This window comes from Wenjunlia vitaminophila DSM 41686 (assembly GCF_000380165.1).
Lineage (GTDB): Bacteria > Actinomycetota > Actinomycetes > Streptomycetales > Streptomycetaceae > Wenjunlia > Wenjunlia vitaminophila.
This window is the reverse complement of the sequence record NZ_KB904711.1, coordinates 1-18395: the sequence shown is the minus strand read 5'-3', so window position 1 is coordinate 18395 and position 18395 is coordinate 1. Positions and strand designations below refer to the sequence as shown.

The window sequence follows — 18395 nt, the reverse complement described above, 5'->3', positions numbered from 1 at the left end:
ACGGACAGCCGCAGCACGGACAGCCGCAGCACGGGCAGCAACAGCCGTACCAGCAGCCGCAGCCCTACCCACAGCCGTACCAGCAGCCCCCGAGGCAGCGGCAACAGCCGGTGCCCCCGGCCCCGGCCCCCGCCCCGGCACCGCAACGTCCCGCTCCTCCTGAGCCCGCGTCCCCCCGGCCCCGCCGGGAGCCCCGTCAGCGCACCCCCATGCGCATCCCCGGCCTCGGCTGCCTCAAGGGATGCTTCACGGTGCTGGTGGTGCTCTCCCTGGTGGTCCTGCTGGCCTGGACGGTCGGCCCGCTGGACGACTGGGTGTCCGACGGCCGCAGCTTCTGGCAGACGACCCGGGACTGGGTGGAGAACTCCTGGGACTGGGTGAACGACCTCACCAGCGGCAGTGACAGTGGCGGGGGCGGGGGCGGCGCCGGGGAGACCAACCTCCCGAACACCGAACTGCCGGAGGGCAAGCTCCCGGACCTCGGCGACCTGCCGGACGTCCAGCGCTGACCCGCGAGCACCGCCCGGGGGAGATGTCGCTCCCCCGGGGTGGACGAGCATGGAGATTTGTCGATTCCCAACGGGGATTTCTGGCAGAAAGTCCCGCGGACCCGACGCCGAGTTCCCTCAACCGGTGGCAGTCCGCGTAACTTTGTGGCCGACGCGCCCGCCCGTCACCGACGCCGCACAGCCGTCCACGGCCGCAGCGCAGGCAGCGGGGAAGCCATCTAAGGGGTCGGAGCAGCATTGGCACGGAAGATCGGCAGTCGGTACACCGCCCACCAGGTGCTCGGGCGGGGGTCCGCCGGAACGGTATGGCTGGGGGAGGGGCCCGACGGCCCGGTCGCCATCAAGTTGCTGCGTGAGGACCTGGCCTCGGACCAGGACCTGGTCGGCCGGTTCGTGCAGGAACGCACCGCCCTGCTCAGCCTGGACCACCCCAGGATCGTGGGCGTCAGGGACCTGGTGGTGGACGGCCAGGACCTGGCGCTGGTGATGGAGTTGGTGCGGGGCACCGACCTGCGTTCCCGGCTGGAGCGGGACCGCCGCCTGGTCCCGCAGGCGGCGGTCGCCATCGCGGCCGACGTCGCCGACGGCCTGGCCGCCGCGCACGCCGCCGGGGTGGTGCACCGGGACGTGAAACCGGAGAACGTGCTGCTGGACTCGGCGGTCCCGGCGGGACCCGGCGGCGCACCCCCGGCCAAGCTCACCGACTTCGGGATCGCCCGCCTGGTGGACTCGCCGCGGCGCACCCGGGCCACCCGGATCATCGGGACCCCCGACTACCTCGCCCCCGAGATCATCGAGGGGCTGCCCCCACGGGCTGCGGTGGACATCTACGCCCTGGCGACGGTGCTGTACGAGCTCCTCGCGGGCTTCACCCCGTTCGGAGGCGGTCACCCCGGTGCGGTGTTGCGCCGCCACGTCACCGAGACCGTGGAGCCGCTGCCGGACATCCCGGATGGCCTGTGGCAGATCCTGTCCTCCTGCCTGGCGAAGGCCCCGGCGTCCCGGCTCACCGCGGCCGAACTCGCCCAGCGGCTGCGGGAACAGCTCCCGGGCCTCGTCGGTCTGCCCGCACTCGACATCACCGCGCCGGACGACGCGGCCGAGCAGGAGCCGGACGACGGTCCCGAGCCCCCGCCGCCGCCCCCCGCGGCACGGCCCAGGGGCGCGGTGCCGCTGGTGCCCGGCTCCGCTCCCGACTCCAGCCGGGACACCCACACCAGTCTCAAGCTGCCCACCGCCGGGGAACTGGCCGCCTACCGGCGCCGACTGCCCGTGGCGGTGGCCCGGCCGCGCGTCGGTGACCGCGCGGCGGAGGTGCGCAAGCGCCGGATCCGGGTGGGGGCGGCGATCGCCGCGGCGCTGACCCTGGCCGGCATCGGCGGCTACGGCTACGTGTCCAGCCGGGACGCCGGCGCCACCAGCCGGGACGACCCGGGGGACCAGGACCCGGACGGCCGGCACGACGACGGGATGCGGGCTCCCGGGGTCACCCCGACCGCGCCCACCGCGAGCAGCGAGCCGTCACCGCAGGGCGACGCGGGCTCCGAGGCGCCCCTGCCGCGCTGGGCGTCGTTCGAGGCGGTGCCCCGCCCGCCGGGGGTGGAGCTGACCGGGGGGCCGCGGGCCATCACGGAGTCGGGTGCCACCTACGTCTTCGCCCGGGGCGCCGACGCCAACGTGTGGTACCTCACCCGCACCGCCTACGGCTACGGACAGTGGCAGCGACTCACCGGGATAAGCACCAAGGGCGACCCCGCGGTGGTCTCCCCGAGGCCGGGGCAGGTGGACCTGTTCTCGGTGGGCACCGACGGCCTGCTGTACCGGCGGACCCTGGTGCGGGGCGCCTGGCAGAACTGGTTCCAGGTCGACGGCAGGACCACGTTCGACACCTCCCCCGCCGCGGCGTCCTCCGCTCCCGGACGGATCGACCTGGTCGGCCGCACCGGCGGGGACCTGGTGACCGCCTCCTACGTGGACGGCCAGCTCAACACCTGGTCCCTGGTGCCCACCGCGGGCCGGATCGCGGGCGCGCCCGGCCTGGTGTCCAGGGCCGAGGGGACCCTGGACGCGTTCGTGGTCCGCCGCGGCGACTCGGTGGTGCTGCGGGTCCCCTTCGCCAACGGCGCGTGGCGTCCCGCGCAGGAGGTGGGCACCCTGTCCACCACCGGCCGCCCCGAACCGGTGGCCGGCGGTGGGACCGAGTTCTACGTCCTGGTCAGGGACCGGGCGGGCCGTCTCGCCCAGGCGGTGCTCTCCGGCCCCGGACGGTGGCGGCACGAGCCGCTGCCGGCCGGCCCCCTCGGCCGTCCCGGCCACCAGGAGGGGACCCGCCGGGGGGCGGACGCGCCCGCGGCGGCGGTCAACCGTTCCGGCCTGGAGCTGTACGTCCGCACCGAGGACGGCGGGCTGGCCCGCGCCACCGGGGTGTAGGGGCCGTCCGTGGCCCGGCCGGGCCCGCGCCACCGCTTCCGGCGCGGGCCCCGGTCGGGAGCCACCCGTCGGACGGGCCCCGGCCGGACGCGGAAATCCCGCCCCGGACGGGTTCCGGAACTTGTAAGGGGAGGCATTACCCTGGCTGAGTGGCAGTCCTCGATGTTTCCGAAGAGCTGAAGTCCCTCGCTTCGACCATGGAGTCGATCGAGGCCGTCCTCGACCTGGGCCGTATCCGGGCCGACATCACCGCGCTCGAGGAGCAGGCGGCGGCCCCTGACCTGTGGGACGACGTCGAGAACGCCCAGAAGGTCACCAGTCGGCTCTCCTACCTCCAGGGGGAGCTGCGCCGGGTCGAGTCGCTCCGCGGGCGGATCGACGACGTCCAGGTCCTGTTCGAGCTGGCCGAGGCGGAGGACGACGCGGACACCCGGGCCGAGGCCGAGGCCGAGCTGGCCTCGGTGCGCAAGGCCGTGGACGAGCTGGAGGTCCGCACGCTGCTGTCCGGCGAGTACGACGCCCGGGAGGCCCTGGTCAACATCCGCGCGGAGGCCGGTGGCGTGGACGCGGCCGACTTCGCCGAGCAGCTCATGCGGATGTACCTGCGCTGGGCCGAGCGGCACGGGTACCCGACGGAGGTCTACGACACCTCCTACGCGGAGGAGGCCGGCATCAAGTCCACCACCTTCGCCGTCAAGACCCCCTACGCCTACGGCACGCTCTCGGTGGAGCAGGGCACCCACCGGCTGGTGCGCATCTCCCCGTTCGACAACCAGGGGCGCCGGCAGACCTCGTTCGCCGGGGTCGAGGTGCTGCCGGTGGTGGAGCAGAGCGACCACGTGGACATCGACGAGTCGGAGCTGCGCATCGACGTGTACCGCTCCTCCGGCCCCGGCGGCCAGGGGGTGAACACCACCGACTCGGCCGTCCGGATCACCCACCTGCCGACCGGCATCGTCGTCTCCTGCCAGAACGAGCGCTCACAGATCCAGAACCGGGCGAGCGCGATGAACGTGCTCCAGGCCAAGCTCCTCGAGCGGCGCCGGCAGGAGGAGCAGGCCAAGATGGACGCGCTCAAGGGCGACGGCGGCAACTCCTGGGGCAACCAGATGCGCTCCTACGTGCTGCACCCCTACCAGATGGTCAAGGACCTGCGCACCGACCACGAGGTGGGGAACCCGCAGTCGGTGCTCGACGGCAACATCGACGGTTTCCTCGAGGCGGGCATCCGCTGGCGCAAGAGCCAGTCCTCGTGACGCTCCCCCGGGCCGTGGCCCAGGGGACCGGGGGCGGGCGCGGCCCGGTGCGCGGGGAGCCGCCGGCGAGCTGAGCCGGTGAGCTGAGCCGGGGCGCGCCGCCGCGGTCACCGCCCCACGCCCCGAACGTTCCCACCCACACCCACGGGTCCCGCCGTCCGTCGGCGCCGCCCGGGGGTGTGCGCCGTCCGGCGCGCCGCGGGTTCGCCGAACCCGGCCCAGGACCGCCCGTTCACCCGCCCGCCCCCGCCCGGCCGGGCCGTGGAACGAGGGCCCGTCCTCGGGGACCTCCGCTCCCCCCACGTGGCCGTCCCCCCGCCGACCGGTCCGCCGCACCCCGCCCGCTCCTTCGGGCCCTCCCGGACCGGGTGCCCCCGCGGGGCCGCGGGCCCTGAACAGGCCCTCGGTGCCCGGCGCTGATTCTTGCTACCGCGGTCGCCGACCTTGCTAGCCCGACTGTCATTGTGGGCGATTCCGGGCCCCGCCTAGCTTGTGGATCGGCCTGATCAGACCCCACGTCACTCGCGCAGAGGCAGACGGGGGACGCGGAGAACCCACCACGACGCCGCACCCACCAAACGACGCACTCGTGACCCCGCCATGCGGGACACGTGGAAGGTGCCTGGAGTACCACGCCGGATTTGGTTCCCGACCCACGCGTGAAAACGCCGGTCACGACGGTACGGAGGAGCTTTGATGGAGCGGAAGGGAGTGGCGTTTCCCGAGGGGACGCGCACCGCGGCACCCGTCGCACCGGAACGGGAGGACTCCGGCTACGTCTTCGCCACCTCGTTCGAGGGGGAGACCAGGCGGCTTCGGGCCGGTGAGGCGATGTGGGACCCGGGGACCCTCGACCTGCTGCGGGTGGAGCCCGGCACGGCCTGCCTGGAGATCGGCGGAGGCTGCGGCTCGGTGGGGCGGGCGCTCGCCGACCGGGTGGGGGCCGACGGCGAGGTCGTCGTCACCGACCTGCGGCTGGACCGCGTCTCCTGGCTCGGCGAGCACGGGGTCACGGTGCTGCGGCACGACGTGCTGGTGGACCCGCTGCCGCGGGAGAGGTTCGACCTGGTGCACGCCAGGATGGTGGTGCAGCACCTGTCCGACCAGGAGGCGGCGGTGCGCCGGATGATCGGCGCCCTGCGCCCCGGCGGTCGGCTGTTGCTGGAGGACACCGACACCAGCTCGCTGTTCCGGCACGCCCAGCAGGAAGGGTTCCTCGACCGGGTCAAGGACGCCGCCTACGTGATCATGCGCCAGTCGGGGCACCGGGCCCGCGGCGGCCTCCTCGACCTGGACCTGATGCTCCGCTGCGGCCTGGAGGACGTGCAGGCCCAGGGCCGCGCCGTGGTGGTCCAGGGCGGCACCGTGCAGGCCGAGTGGTACACCCTGTGGATCGAGCACCTCCGCCCCCGGATGGAGGCCTCGGGTCTGGTCTCCGCCGAGGAGGTGGACCAGGCCCTGGAGCAGCTCCGCGACCCGGCGCACCGGTGGCTCAGCCAGGTGATGGTGGCCGTGAGCGGGCGTCGGCCACGGCACGACGGCACCGGCGCCCGGGGGGCGAGATGACCGCCCCGCCGCTGGTCGCCCCCCGCGCCCAGTCGCGGGCGAGGGCCTACGCCCGCCTGGCCAAACTGGACTTCTTCGACTTCTACCTGAGCGTCCCGCTGGTGTGGGCACTGCTGCCCGGCGGGCTGCGGCTGGACGGCCGGGGCCTGGGCACGCTGCTGCTGTTCCTGGTGGGCGAGGTCTGCGTGGTCGCCGCGGTGGTGGCGTTCGACGACGTCACCGGGTTCCGGGACGGCAGCGACGGCGCCAACTACGGTCCCGGCACCCCCAGCCGCAAGCTGCGCCGCAAGCCCCTCCTCGACGGTTCGCTGACCGTCGAGGAGGCCGTCAGGTTCGGGCGTCTCGCGACGCTCGCCGGCACCCTGCTGTGGACGGCGGCGATCTGCGCCGCTCCGCACCGCCCGGTGTGGGCGGTCGTGTGCACCGCGCTGGTGCTGTCGGCGAGCGTCCAGTACTCGTGGGGCCTGAAGCTGAGTTACCGGGGCGGACAGGAGGCGCTGATAGCGGGCAGCCCGTTCCTGGTGGTGCTGGTCCCGTACGGGCTGGTCACCGGGGAACTGACCGGGCTGTTGGTGGTGGAGGCCGTGCTGTTCGGTCTCTGGCAGGTGCTGGTCTCGCTGTACTCCAACCTCAAGGACATCGAGGGGGACGCGAAGGTCGGCCGGAGGAACATCGCCACCAGTGGTTCGCCGCGCGCCAGTCAGGTGGTGCTCACCGTGCTCAGCGCCGCCGACGTGCTGTTGGTGATCGGGGCGTCGGTGTTCGGCGCCGCGCCGTGGTGGTTCGCGCTCGCGCTGGGTCCCGTGGTGGTCCTGAGGGTGCGGCAGTTCCTCACCGGGGTGGTGCGCGGTGACGCCCTGCTGGCCAGGGCCCGCGGGATGCACCTGCACCGGACCGGGTTTGTGCTGCTGTTCGTCGTCAATCTGGTGCACATGGCGTAGCCGTGGGGGGCCTGGTACCAGCGGGCGCCCGTGGTGTGGAGCCGGCCGGCACCCGGACCGGAAGGGATCGCAGGTGAAGAAGAAGGACCAGGTGGGACAGCACGGGATCGGTGGGCTGTTCGACGCCTACGCCGAGCTGGGCCGCAGCACGGTCTTCCACCTCAGTCGGCCGTTCGACATCGCCCCCGACGCGGGTACCCGGTTCGACGTGCCGGGCCTCGCCGCCCTCGTCGAGCAGACCGCGGGCTGGTTGCACGCGGTCGGCGCAGGACCGGGGGAGCGGATCGCCATCGTCAAGGACAACCACTGGGACTGCACCCTGCTGGCCTGCGCCGCGGCCCGGCTCGGCGCGCTGCCCGCGATGATCTCCGGTCACCTGGCGCCGGACGCGCTCCAGGTGCTGCTCAAACGCCTGGACGCGGCGGTGCTCGTGACCAACGAGCGGGTGGTGCGCCGGTGCACCGAGGCGGGGGCGGACCTGTCGGCCGCGGCGCGGCGGACGGTCTGCCTGGACGGCGGCGCGGGCGACGCGGTGCCGCTCACCGAGGTGCGAGGGGCCCCGGCCCCGCCGCCGCGGTTCCGGGAGCCGGACGAACCCATGGTGATCACGCACACCTCGGGCACCACGGGGGTGCCCAAGCTGGTGGTGCACTCCGCGAACACGATCGTCAACACCCTGGGGAAGATCGAGTCGATCCGGTGGCCCGTCGTGGCCTCCCGCCGCTCCGACACGGTGGCCAGCGCCATCTCGTTCGTCCACGGGAGGAGCATCCCGTGGACCGCCGGCACCCTGTTGCTCGAGCCGCGCGAGGCGGTGGTCATCGCGGACGGGGACCCGGCCGTCGCGGAGCGGATCTTCCGCGAGCACCCGCCGACCACCTGCGAGGCGCTGCCCACCACCTTCACCCGCTGGGAAGCCCTGGTTCGGGACCCCGCAGGCGCCGGACCGGCGTCGCAGGACACCGTGTTCGCCCAGGTGCGCCTGTACGTCAGCACCTTCGACGCCATGCACCCGCCGACCATCCGCAGGCTGCTCGGCGCCTCCCGCCGGCGTTTCCCCGCCTGGTTGCAGGGGTGGGGCCAGTCCGAGGCCGGCCCGCTGGCGTTCCGGCTGCTCACCCGCAGGGCGTTGGCCAAGACGGGGGAACGCCACCCCACCACCCGCAACGTCGGCCGGCCCCTGCCGGTGTTCACCAAGCTGAAGGTGGTGGACCCGGCGACCATGCGCCCCCTGCCCGCCGGGCAGCGCGGGGTGGTGTTCGCCAAGACCCGGGGACGCTGCCTGAGCTACCTGGGCGAGGAGGACCGCTGGCGGGAGAAGACCGACGGCGCCTGGTGGAACACCGGCGACATCGGCACCCGCTCCCGCACCGGAGCCATCCGGCTGCTGGACCGCGAGGTGGACAGCATCCCCGGCCTGAGCTGCATCGAACTGGAGGACGTGCTGACCGACCGGCTCCCGCGGCTGGAGGAGGTGGTGGTGCTCGGCACCCCGGGCCGGCTGCCCCTGCCGGTGGTCAGCACGCCGGACGGGCGACTGGACCGCGCGGAGTGGGACGCGGCGGTGCGTGACCTGCCGCCACTGGCCGACCCGGTCTGCGTGACCTGGGACGAGATCCCCCGCACCGGCACCGGCAAGGTGCGCAGGGGCGAGCTGCGGACACGGTTCCTCGACGACGCGGACACGTTCGGCACCGGGCGATGGACCTGAACCGGAAGCCGGGCCCGACCCGGAGCCGGGCGAGGAGGCAACGAGCATGACGGACCTCGACGTCGCCGTCGTCGGCGGTGGAATCTCCGGTCTGGCGACCGCCCACTGGGTGAGCCGCCAGGGCCGTTCCGTCTCGGTGTTCGAGGCGGCCGACCGGGTGGGCGGACGGATGGCCACCCGCAGGCACGACGGCTACCTGATCGACGAGGGCGCCGAGACCCTCGCCGTGCACGGCTACCCGGCGACCTGGCGGCTGCTGGACGAACTCGGCGTGGGCGGCGAGGAGATCCTGCCGGTGCGCAGTTCGGTGGGGATGTGGCGGAAGGGTCGCGCCCACCCCCGGGTGGGGCACCCCCTGGGTGGTGTCACCGGGGCAGGGCTCACGCTGCGCGGGCGGATGGAGATGTCCCGGATGACCAGCCGGCTGCTGCGCCGGGCGGGGTCCTACGACGTGGACCACCCGGAGAGCACCCCGCTGGGCACCACCACCGTGGCGGAGTTCGCCGCCGACTACTCCGCGGAGATGTTCCAGTACCTGCTCCAGCCCGCGGTGGGCACCGCGTTCGGCTGGCAGCCCGAGCGTTCCTGCATGGGTCCCTTCGTCGCCAGCATGGTGTCCACCCGGGGCATCTGGAAGTGGCGCACGTACCGCGACGGCATGGACACCCTGGCCCGCAGGGCCGCGGCCACGCTGGACGTGCGCACCTCCCGGCCGGTCGCCGAGGTGACCGCGGTCCCCGGTGGGGCCCGGCTGGTGTTCGAGGACGGTGCGGTGTTGACGGCACGCCAGGTGGTCCTGGCGGTGCCGGCGCCGCTCGCGGCACGGATGCACCCCGGTGCGCCCGCGGACGAGCGGGAGTACCTGCGGGCCTGCGGGTACGCACCGATGGCGCGGGTGACCTGCCTGTTGGACCGCCCACTGGAACCGGCCCGCAGGGGCCTGGCCCCGCCGGTGTACGCCCTGCTGCTGCCCGAGGTCGAGGACCAGGTGCTCGGCGGGCTCACCATCGAGCACAACAAGGCCGCCAACCGCGCGCCGAGCGGCGCCGGCCTGGTCAGTCTGCTTCCCGCGGCCGGCACCGCCGGCGAACTGTTGACGGCGTCCGACGAGACGGTGGCCAAGACCCTGCTGGACCGGGCCGAGGCGTACCTGCCCGGGGTGCGGGCGGCGTGCACGTCCTGGTTCGTGCACCGTTTCCCCTGCGGGGCCGTGGAGGCGTCCCCGCAGGCCCTGCGTGCCCGGCCGGAGTTCGCCCGGCGTCCCACCCGCACCGTGGAGTACGCCGGGGACTGGCTGTACCTGCGGGCGAGCAGCGAGGGCGCGGTGCGGTCCGCGCAGTGGGCCGCGGAACGCGTCAGCAGCCACGCACCGGGCGGCGTCAGCACGGCCCGGGCGGCGACGTCCACCGACCAACCATGACCAATCCACCATCAGGGAAAGGCCGCTCCATGCGGGAATCCAAGCGAGTAGCCATTGTCGGCGGCGGGATGTCCGGTTGCGCCGCCGCCCGTGAACTGGTCGCGGCCGGCCGTCAGGTCACGGTCTTCGAAGCGGCCGACGGCCTGGGCGGCCGGGCACGCTCCTGGCACCGCCCCGAGATCGAACCGGACACCGGGATCAACCTGTGGTTCACCAGCTTCTACAAGGTGCTGTTCGAACGCATCAAGGAGTACGGCCTGGAACACGACATGGTCGAGATGCGGAACAGCATGATCATCATGGTGGACGGCAAGCCGGTGAACCTGGCCGCCGACTCCCTGGGGAGCCTGCTGCGCTACGGCCACACCGGCCTGCGGGACCGCGTGAAGTTCCTGACCAACGCGCTGACGATGACCCGCAAGCGCAGCCACCTCGACCTGTTCGAGCCCGAGCACCTGGCCCGCTACGACGACGGGACCAACGCCGCGCAGTGGGCGAGCACCGCCATGTCCGAGGGCGCCTACCAGACCCTGGTCCGGCCCACGATCGAGTCGTTCTGGCTGTGGCGCTGCGAGGAGATCTCCCAGGCCCACGTGATGGCGATGCAGGCCAACGTGGTGGGCTCGAAGTTCTACGTCTTCGGCCGGGGCATGGAGACGGTGGCGGAGCGGATGGCCCGCGGTGCCGACGTCCGGCTCAACGCCTCGACCACCGACGTCTCGGTGCGTGACAGGGAAGTCGTGATCACCTGGACGGACGCCGACGGCGGCACGAACACCGAGGCGTTCGACGAGGTGGTGCTGGCGACCACCGCGCCCGTCGCGGCCAAGCTGGCCGCCTCGTTGCCCAGCGAGGTGGTGGCACCCGAGATGGTGCGGTTCGCCGAGACCCAGCGGTACGAGCCGGCGCTGTCCGTCTCCTACCTGATCGACCGCGGCCAGATGCCGTCCGGCGAGCACATCGTGCCCGGCGGCCCCGGCACCCGCACCGTGCGCAGCATCATCACCGTGCCGAAGACCCAGATCACCCCGCAGGGCAGGCGGGAGAAGGAACTCGTCTTCGTCTACATGGGACGACAGGCGACCGCGGAACTGCTGGACGAGCCGCAGGAGCGGCAGTACGAAAGGGCCCTGGAGCTGGCGCCGGTGCTGTGGCCGGACTTCCCCAGGAACGCCGAGCCGTTCCACATCGTCGAACGCCGGGTGGGACTGCCCTGGCCCGAGCCGGGCCGGTTCCGCCGGGCCGCCGCGCTCGCCCGCGAGCAGCACGGCCCCGTGGTCCTCGCCGGCGACTTCCTGGGCTGCCCCACCGCGGAGGCGGCGATGCGCACCGGCATCCGGGCGGCCAAGTCCCTGCTCGCCGGGTAGCCCACCCCACGGGTCCGCCAGCGGACCCCGCCCGGCCGGACCGCCCCCACCGTCCGGCCCGTCCCAGCCCCGCCGCCGGCACCCCGGGCGGCGGGGCCACCGGCGTTCCCCGGCCACCGGGGGAGCGCCCACGACCGCCCGGCACGGGGATGTCACACCCCGGCGTGCTGCCTCGTCTACTGGTCGTCGCCCCACCGTCGCACCGCACCCGATCGAATCCCGAGGGAGAGAGATGCTCGCCAGGCTGGCTGCATTCGTACTCCGACGACGCAAGGCCCTGCTCTACGGGTGCCTGATGGTCTTCGTGCTGTCCGCGGCGATCGGCGGCACGGTCATCCCCAAGCTGTCCAGCGGCGGCTACGTCGACTCGGGCACCGAATCGGCCAAGGCAGCCGAGGTCCTCGAGGACAAGTTCAGGGTGGGCGAGCCCAACCTGGTGCTGCTCGCCACCGACCGCTCGGGGGTGGACTCCCCGGCCGCCGTGCGGGCCGGCACCGAGCTGACCGACCGGTTGGCCAGGGAGCCGGGGATCGCCGAGGCGTACTCCTACTGGTCCACCGGCCGGCCCGAGGCGCTGCGCAGTGAGAACGGCGAGCGCGCGCTGGTCATGGCCCGGATCGAGGGCGACGAGGACGCGGTCACCGACTGGATGGACGCGCACGCCGACGCCTACCAGGGCGACGTCCAGGGCCTACAGGTCCAGGCCGGTGGCGCGGCCAAGGCGGACGAGGAGCTGTCCGAGCAGACCACCAAGGACCTCGCCAAGGCAGAGATGATCGTCTTCCCGGTCCTCTTCGTGGTGCTGGTGCTGGTCTTCCGCTCCCTGGTGGCCGCCCTCATCCCCCTGGCGCTCGGCCTGGTCACCATGGTGGGCGTCTTCCTGCTGCTGCGCGTCCTGATCGAGTTCACCGACGTGTCGGTCTTCGCGATGAACACCACCACCGGGCTGGGCCTCGGGCTCGCCGTGGACTACAGCCTGTTCATCATCAGCCGCTACCGCGAGGAGCTGCGCCGCGGCGTGGCGACCGAGCAGGCCATCGCCACCAGCATGCGCACCGCCGGACGCACCGTGCTGTTCTCCGCCGTCACCGTGGCCTTCGCGCTGAGCGGGTTGTTGGTCTTCCCCTTCTACTTCCTGCGCTCGTTCGCCTACGCCGGCATCCCCACGGCCCTGCTCGCGGCCACCGCGGCGCTCACCGTGCTCCCGGCCCTGCTGATGGTGCTGGGCCCGCGGATCGACAAGCTCCGCGTCGGCAAGCGGCGGCCGAAGCCCGAGGGCAGCGGCTTCTGGCACCGGCTGGCGATGACGGTGATGCGTCACCCGGTCCCGATCGGCACCGGCATCGTGGTGCTGCTCCTCGCCCTCGGCGCGCCGTTCCTGAACCTCACGATGAGCCTGGCCGACGAGCGGACACTGCCCACCTCGGCCAGTTCCTACCAGGTGGGTGCGGTGGTGCGCAGCGAGTTCACCGCGCAGGAGAACCAGGCCGCGATGGTGGTCATGGAGGACGTGGGACGGGACCCGGCCGCCGCGGCCCCGCAGATCACCTCCTACGCCCGCGCGCTGTCCGGCGTGGACGGCGTCGCCCGGGTGGAGACCTCCACCGGTACCTTCGTCGGCGGTGACCTGGCCGTGCCGGCAGGCCGGGCGTCGGCCCGGTTCACCGCCGGCGACGGGGTCTACCTCAACGTCGTCCCCAGCGACGAGGCCATGTCCGAGCAGGGCCGTGAACTGGTGCGGGACCTGCGCGCGGTGGACCAGCCGTTCCCCGCCCGGGTGGCCGGGCCCGGAGCGGAACTGGAGGACTCGCTGGACTCGTTGAACGCCGCCATCCCCTGGGCGTTGTGCATCGTCGCGCTGAGCACCTTCGTCCTGCTGTTCCTGCTCACCGGGAGCGTGGTGCTGCCGGTCAAGGCCCTGGTGCTCAACACGCTCAGCCTCAGTGCCACCTTCGGGGTCCTGGTGTGGGGCTTCCAGGACGGCCACCTCGACGGCGTGGTCGGGGACTTCACCCCGACCGGAAGCATCACCTGGAGCGTGCCGATGCTGCTGTTCTGCGTGGCGTTCGGCCTCTCCATGGACTACGAGGTGTTCCTGCTCTCACGGATCAAGGAGGAGTACGACAGGACCGGTGACAACGTCTCCGCGGTGGCCCGGGGCCTGGAAAGGACCGGCAGCCTGGTCTCGGCGGCGGCGCTGCTCATCGCCATCGTCTTCCTGGGGTTCGTCACCTCGAGCGTGGTGTTCCTCAAGGCCATCGGCCTGGGCCTGGCGCTGGCCGTGCTGATGGACGCCACCCTCGTCCGGGGCGCCCTGGTGCCGGCGTTCATGCGGGTCGCCGGCCGGGCCAACTGGTGGTCGCCAGGTCCGCTGCGGGCGGTCCACGAGCGGTTCGGACTGCGTGAGTCGGCCGACCCACCGGCGCACCCGCAGGGCCCCGGTCCGGCCAACGGTTCCGTCCCCGCCGGCAACGGCCCCGCGACCGCCACCCTCACCAACCCCACCAGCAGCGCAGCGCCAACCACCCGAACCACCCCCACCGGGACCGCCTCGCACCACGGCGGCACCTCCAGCGGCGACTGACCCCCGAGCACTCGCCGCGCCGCGGTCCGCCGTCCCCCGGCAGGCCGCCCTGGTTCCCCGTGCGCCCCCCCGCGCGCGGGGAACCGCCACTGTCCGGCGGCCCCCGGTTCCCGTGCCGGGCCGCGAGGAGCCCGAGGACGTGACCAGGCCCAATACCGCATGGCCGGGGAGCGGCCCGCTGGCGTGCGGGGAATCCCCGCGCCCCCGGGGGCCGTGAAGGACGCCGGGGCACCTGTCTCCTGCCACGGCCCTGTAGCGGGGACCGGCAACAACTTGTCGCTGTCGCGGCCAGCAGGGCGTCCGTACCGTCAGTGAGGAGCCGATCAGACGGTGGCCGCACGGCATCTCCCGTGACGCCCGTCTCATCCCATCCCACGTCACCGCCACGTTGGCAGTCGCCCCTGCCCGGCCGCGGTCCACCCGCGCCGGCGGAGCGAGTCCGGATCGATACCCCACGACGAGTGAGGAGACCGGTGAGTACTTCGGCACAGGGAACGACCACCGGCGGCGGGGCCCCGAGCGGGGCCACCGGGGCCGCGGCCGTTCCCTTCTTCACCCAGGCGGAGTCCTTCCACGAACTGTGGCCGCTGGTCAGCAAGCACGTCGAGGACGTCTTCGACCGGGGGAAGTTCTCCCACGGGCGCAAGGTCGCGGAGTTCGAACGGGCCGTGGCCGAGTACACCGGAGCGCGGCACGCCGTGGCGGTCAACAGCGGGACGGACGCACTGGTCCTGCTGCTGCGGGCAGCGGGGATCGAGCCGGGGGACGAGGTGGTGGTGCCGGCCTTCAGCTTCGTCGCCACCGCCTCCTCGGTGACCATGGCCGGAGCCACCCCGGTCTTCGCGGACATCACCGCGGCCGGGGACTACGCCCTGGACCCGGCGTCGGTGGAGGAGGCGGTCAGCGCACGCACCCGGGCCCTGATGCCGGTGCACCTGTTCAGTCAGCTCGCCGACATGGGGGCGCTGCTGGACCTCGCCCGGCGACACGACCTGCTGGTCCTCGAGGACAGCGCCGAGGCGATCGGGATGCGCTGGGACGGCCGGCACGCCGGGCTGCTCGGCGCCGGCGGCGTGCTGTCCTTCTTCCCCACCAAGACCCTGGGGGCCCTCGGTGACGCCGGGATGATCATCACTGATGACCAACAGATCGCTGAACGCGCCGGTGTGCTGCGCCACCACGGTCGGATGGGCCGCACCATCGACCACATCGCCGGCATCTCCAACCTCTCCGGGGTGTCGGGCACCAACAGCAAGATGGACGACATCCAGGCCGCCGTGCTGCTGGCCAAGCTCTCCCGACTGGACCAGGACATCGCCCGCCGCCGCGTGCTGGCCGACGCCTACACCGAGCGGCTGACCGGGGCCGACGGGGTCATCACCGTTCCCCGACTGCTCCAGCGCCCCGTCCCCACCGACCCGGTGTTCTACGTCTACCTGATCGAGGTGGAGCGGCGCGACGAGCTGGTCGCGCACCTCACCTCCCGGGGCATCGGGACCGAGACGTACTACCCGCGCCCACTGCACCTGCAACCCTGCTACGCCGCGCCGGACCACGTGCCGGGACGTTTCCCCAACGCCGAGGCGGCCTGCACCCGCACCCTGGCGCTGCCGTTCTACCCGGACCTGACCGAGACGCAGATCGACACCGTGTGCGCGGCCATCGACGACTTCTACGCCGGGAGGCGGTGACGTGGCCACCATTCCGTTCTTCCCGCCGGACCTCTTCGAGCAGGACCGGCAGGCCATGCTGGACATCCTGTTCGAGGTCGGGACCGATGCCGAGCAGCGGTTCATCCTCGGCCGGCGCACCGCCGAACTCGAGGAGGCCCTGCGCCAGATGACCGGGGCCGGGCACGCGGTCGCCTGCTCCAGCGGCACCGGCGGCCTCAACCTCGCGGTGCAGGCCCTGGACATCGGCCCCGGCGACGAGGTGATCGTGCCCGCGTTCTGCTGCCAGCCGGTGGCCAGCTCGGTGGCCAACCTCGGCGCGACGCCGGTGTTCGTGGACGTCGATCCGCACACCATGGTGATGGACCCGGAGGCGGTCGAACGGGCGATCACCGAGCGCACCCGCGCGGTGATGCCGGCCCACGTGTTCTCGATCATGGCCGATATGCCCAAGATCAACAAGATCGCGGAGGAACACGGCCTCACCGTCATCGAGGACGCCGCGGTGGCCCAGGGAGCGGTCCTCGACGGGGTGCCCTCAGGCAGGTGGGGACACCTTGGTGTGTTCTCGTTCTTCCAGGTCAAGGCGTTCGGGACGGCCGGCGAGGGTGGTCTGGTGCTGACCGACGACCCCGAACTCGCCTCCAGGGTGCGGATGCTGCGGAACCACGGCCAGGACGGCGTCAACCGCTTCCTCCACCACCGGATCGGCCAGAACAGCCGGTTCGACGAGGTGATCGCCGCATTCCAACTCCACCGCCTGCCCGGCTTCGAGGAGCGGCTCGAGCGGCGTGCCCGCATCGCCGACTACTACACGGAACGCTTCGCGCCCCTGGCCGAACGCGGGGTGACCGCGCCTCCCGCGGGCCGCAACGGCCGCTGCTACTACGTGTACTCCCTTCTCGCCGCGCGCCGGGGTGACCTGCGGGCCTGGCTCACCGAGAAGGAGATCGGCACCCATGTGTACTACCCCGTCCCGCTACCCGAGCAGCCCGCGTTCTCGCGGTTCGGGAACCGGCCGGGCGTCACCGAGCAGGGCGCGCGCGCCACGGACGCCCACCAGCCGGGCGGCGACTCACCGTGGCCCGGCGCCCAGTACGCGAGCGAGCACAACCTCGCCATCCCGATTTGGCCACACCTCACCGACGCACAGGTGGAGTACATCGCCGACTCGGTGTGCGAGTTCTTCGACTAAGGAGCTCGGATGCCCGAAAAACTCGTCGTAGTGGGGCAGGGATACGTCGGCCTCCCCCTCGCCGCCGCGGCGGCCGAGCACGGATACCAGGTCGTGGGCTACGACACCGACGAGAGCCGGGTGAAGATGCTGGCGGTCGGGGAGTCCTACGTCGGCGACGTGGACTCGGCCCGGCTCGCCGCCGTCCTGGACCGCGGGACCTACCGGCCCAGCATGGCCCCGGACGACCTGGCGGACTTCGACATAGCGGTGATAGCGGTCCCCACGCCCCTGCACCAGGGGAACCCCGACGTGTCGTACATCGAGGCGGCGGGGAGCATCCTGGGCCCCCGGCTGCGCCCGGGGTGCACCGTGGTGCTGGAGTCCACGAGCTACCCCGGCACCACCGAGGACGTGCTGGCGCCCGTGCTGGCCAGCGAGTCGGGCCTGGAGCCGGGCGTCGACTTCCACCTGGGCTACAGCCCGGAGCGCATCGACCCCGGCAACCGGACCTGGACGTTCGAGAACACCCCGAAGGTGGTGTCCGGGGTGAACGAGAAGTCGCTTTCCAAGGTGGCGGAGTTCTACGACTCCATCGTCAACGAGGTGGTGCGCGCAGGTTCGCCCCGGGTCGCCGAGCTGGCGAAGGTCCTGGAGAACACCTTCCGCCACGTCAACGTCGCCCTGGTCAACGAGCTGGCCATCCATGCGGAGGGGCTGGGCATTGACGTGTGGGACGTGCTGGACATCGCCGCCACCAAGCCCTTCGGCTTCATGCGGTTCACCCCCGGGCCCGGCGTCGGCGGGCACTGCCTGCCCGTTGACCCGCTGTACCTGTCCTGGAAGGTAGAACGGGCGCTGAGCCGGCGGTTCCGCCTGGTGGAGCTGGCCGACGAACTCAACAGCCAGATGCCCGAGTACGTGGTGCGACGGCTCACCCGCTCCCTGGACCGCAGGCGGCAGACCCTCACCGGCGCACGAATACTCATGCTCGGTCTGTCGTACAAGGCGAACACCGGTGACGTCCGGGAGTCGCCTGCGCTGGAGATAGCCAGGCTGCTGATTGGCGCCGGGGCCTCGGTACGAGCGGTCGACCCCCATGTCACCGAACCCCCCGACGTGCCGGGGTTGACCGTCGTGGAACTGACGCGGGAACAACTCGGTGCGGCTCATGCGGTACTGATCGTCACCGACCACGACAGTTTCGACTACCCGGACATCGCGGCGTCGGCTCGCTACGTTCTAGACTGCCGTCGCCGGCTCACCCCTGCCGAGAACGTCGAGTCACTGTGAAAACCCCCAAGCGTAACGGTTCGCCATGGCCGACGCACGGGGAAACGAGGAAAAGTCACAGGGGCGTACCCATGTAGGCGGCAACCATGTCGATATCCGGCATAGTGCGACGGAACGCCCTTGACGGTTTTGGTCAGGGACAACAGGCTGGCGCCGCGGCAAGAATGTGGCCGCTTCGCATATAGCTACAGGGGGTAGTTGGCTGATGACCAACCGGAAGACACGGCTGCGCGTGGCGCGTATCGCGGCTGCGGCGGTCTTCGCGGCGGGAGCCTCGCTCACCGCTGCGGGCGCGGCTCAGGCCGCCAACTTCGGGGTCGACAACGACCCGCCGCCCCCGGCCACGGCCGGAGGGCTGACCGACGGCGCCGCAAGCCTGGGCGGTGTGATCGGCGGCATCCAGGGCGGCGAGAGCGACGGCCAGAGTGACGGTCAGAGCGATGGGCAGAGTGACGGCCAGAGTGACGGCCAGAG

Annotated in this window: 11 protein-coding genes and 2 pseudogenes; all 13 read left to right on the top strand. The window is 72.5% G+C overall.

What is annotated here, in order from left to right:
* Positions 1-209 precede the first annotated feature (209 nt).
* On the top strand, positions 210-509 hold the full coding sequence (locus A3IG_RS34400) for a hypothetical protein (protein WP_018386112.1): 300 nt from the start codon (positions 210-212) through the stop codon (positions 507-509).
* A 237-nt stretch (positions 510-746) separates the two neighbouring features.
* Positions 747-1602 (top strand): annotated as a pseudogene (locus A3IG_RS35470) (serine/threonine-protein kinase); the annotation flags it as partial.
* A 1486-nt stretch (positions 1603-3088) separates the two neighbouring features.
* On the top strand, positions 3089-4195 hold the full coding sequence (prfB, locus tag A3IG_RS0123815) for a peptide chain release factor 2 (protein ID WP_026220602.1): 1107 nt from the start codon (positions 3089-3091) through the stop codon (positions 4193-4195).
* Between the two features lie 696 nt (positions 4196-4891).
* Positions 4892-5761 carry a class I SAM-dependent methyltransferase gene (locus A3IG_RS0123810; RefSeq protein ID WP_018386109.1) on the top strand — a complete coding sequence of 290 codons (870 nt, stop codon included), beginning with the start codon at positions 4892-4894 and terminating at the stop codon, positions 5759-5761.
* A complete protein-coding gene (locus A3IG_RS0123805; RefSeq protein WP_018386108.1) occupies positions 5758-6702 on the top strand; it encodes a UbiA family prenyltransferase in 945 nt (314 codons plus the stop codon). The genes A3IG_RS0123810 and A3IG_RS0123805 overlap by 4 nt, the downstream gene beginning before the upstream one ends.
* 73 nt (positions 6703-6775) lie before the next feature.
* A complete protein-coding gene (locus A3IG_RS0123800) occupies positions 6776-8413 on the top strand; it encodes a class I adenylate-forming enzyme family protein (RefSeq protein ID WP_018386107.1) in 1638 nt (545 codons plus the stop codon).
* 46 nt (positions 8414-8459) lie between these two features.
* Positions 8460-9833 carry a protoporphyrinogen/coproporphyrinogen oxidase gene (locus tag A3IG_RS0123795; protein ID WP_018386106.1) on the top strand — a complete coding sequence of 458 codons (1374 nt, stop codon included), beginning with the start codon at positions 8460-8462 and terminating at the stop codon, positions 9831-9833.
* Between the two features lie 29 nt (positions 9834-9862).
* Positions 9863-11200: a protoporphyrinogen/coproporphyrinogen oxidase gene (locus A3IG_RS0123790; RefSeq protein ID WP_157862321.1), complete on the top strand. Its 1338-nt coding sequence runs from the start codon at positions 9863-9865 to the stop codon at positions 11198-11200.
* 232 nt (positions 11201-11432) lie between these two features.
* Complete coding sequence (locus tag A3IG_RS0123785; RefSeq protein ID WP_018386104.1) at positions 11433-13784, top strand: MMPL family transporter; 2352 nt, start codon at positions 11433-11435, stop codon at positions 13782-13784.
* A gap of 473 nt (positions 13785-14257) precedes the next feature.
* The gene (locus A3IG_RS0123780; protein ID WP_018386103.1) at positions 14258-15475 is read left to right on the top strand and encodes a DegT/DnrJ/EryC1/StrS family aminotransferase; all 1218 of its coding nucleotides are present in this window, start codon (positions 14258-14260) and stop codon (positions 15473-15475) included.
* 1 nt (position 15476) lies between these two features.
* The gene (locus tag A3IG_RS0123775; RefSeq protein ID WP_018386102.1) at positions 15477-16649 is read left to right on the top strand and encodes a DegT/DnrJ/EryC1/StrS family aminotransferase; all 1173 of its coding nucleotides are present in this window, start codon (positions 15477-15479) and stop codon (positions 16647-16649) included.
* Positions 16650-16658: 9 nt separating this feature from the next.
* Positions 16659-17921 carry a nucleotide sugar dehydrogenase gene (locus A3IG_RS0123770; RefSeq protein ID WP_026220601.1) on the top strand — a complete coding sequence of 421 codons (1263 nt, stop codon included), beginning with the start codon at positions 16659-16661 and terminating at the stop codon, positions 17919-17921.
* A 205-nt stretch (positions 17922-18126) separates the two neighbouring features.
* Positions 18127-18395: pseudogene (locus A3IG_RS31060) on the top strand (hypothetical protein); the annotation flags it as partial.

Excerpts from the sequence above, each read along its gene's own strand:
- A3IG_RS0123805 (WP_018386108.1), top strand. The coding sequence starts at position 5,758 with ATGACCGCCCCGCCGCTGGTCGCCCCCCGCGCCCAGTCGCGGGCGAGG.
- A3IG_RS0123770 (WP_026220601.1), top strand. The coding sequence starts at position 16,659 with ATGCCCGAAAAACTCGTCGTAGTGGGGCAGGGATACGTCGGCCTCCCC.
- A3IG_RS0123795 (WP_018386106.1), top strand. The coding sequence starts at position 8,460 with ATGACGGACCTCGACGTCGCCGTCGTCGGCGGTGGAATCTCCGGTCTG.
- A3IG_RS0123790 (WP_157862321.1), top strand. The coding sequence starts at position 9,863 with ATGCGGGAATCCAAGCGAGTAGCCATTGTCGGCGGCGGGATGTCCGGT.
- A3IG_RS0123785 (WP_018386104.1), top strand. The coding sequence starts at position 11,433 with ATGCTCGCCAGGCTGGCTGCATTCGTACTCCGACGACGCAAGGCCCTG.
- A3IG_RS34400 (WP_018386112.1), top strand. The coding sequence starts at position 210 with ATGCGCATCCCCGGCCTCGGCTGCCTCAAGGGATGCTTCACGGTGCTG.
- A3IG_RS0123810 (WP_018386109.1), top strand. The coding sequence starts at position 4,892 with ATGGAGCGGAAGGGAGTGGCGTTTCCCGAGGGGACGCGCACCGCGGCA.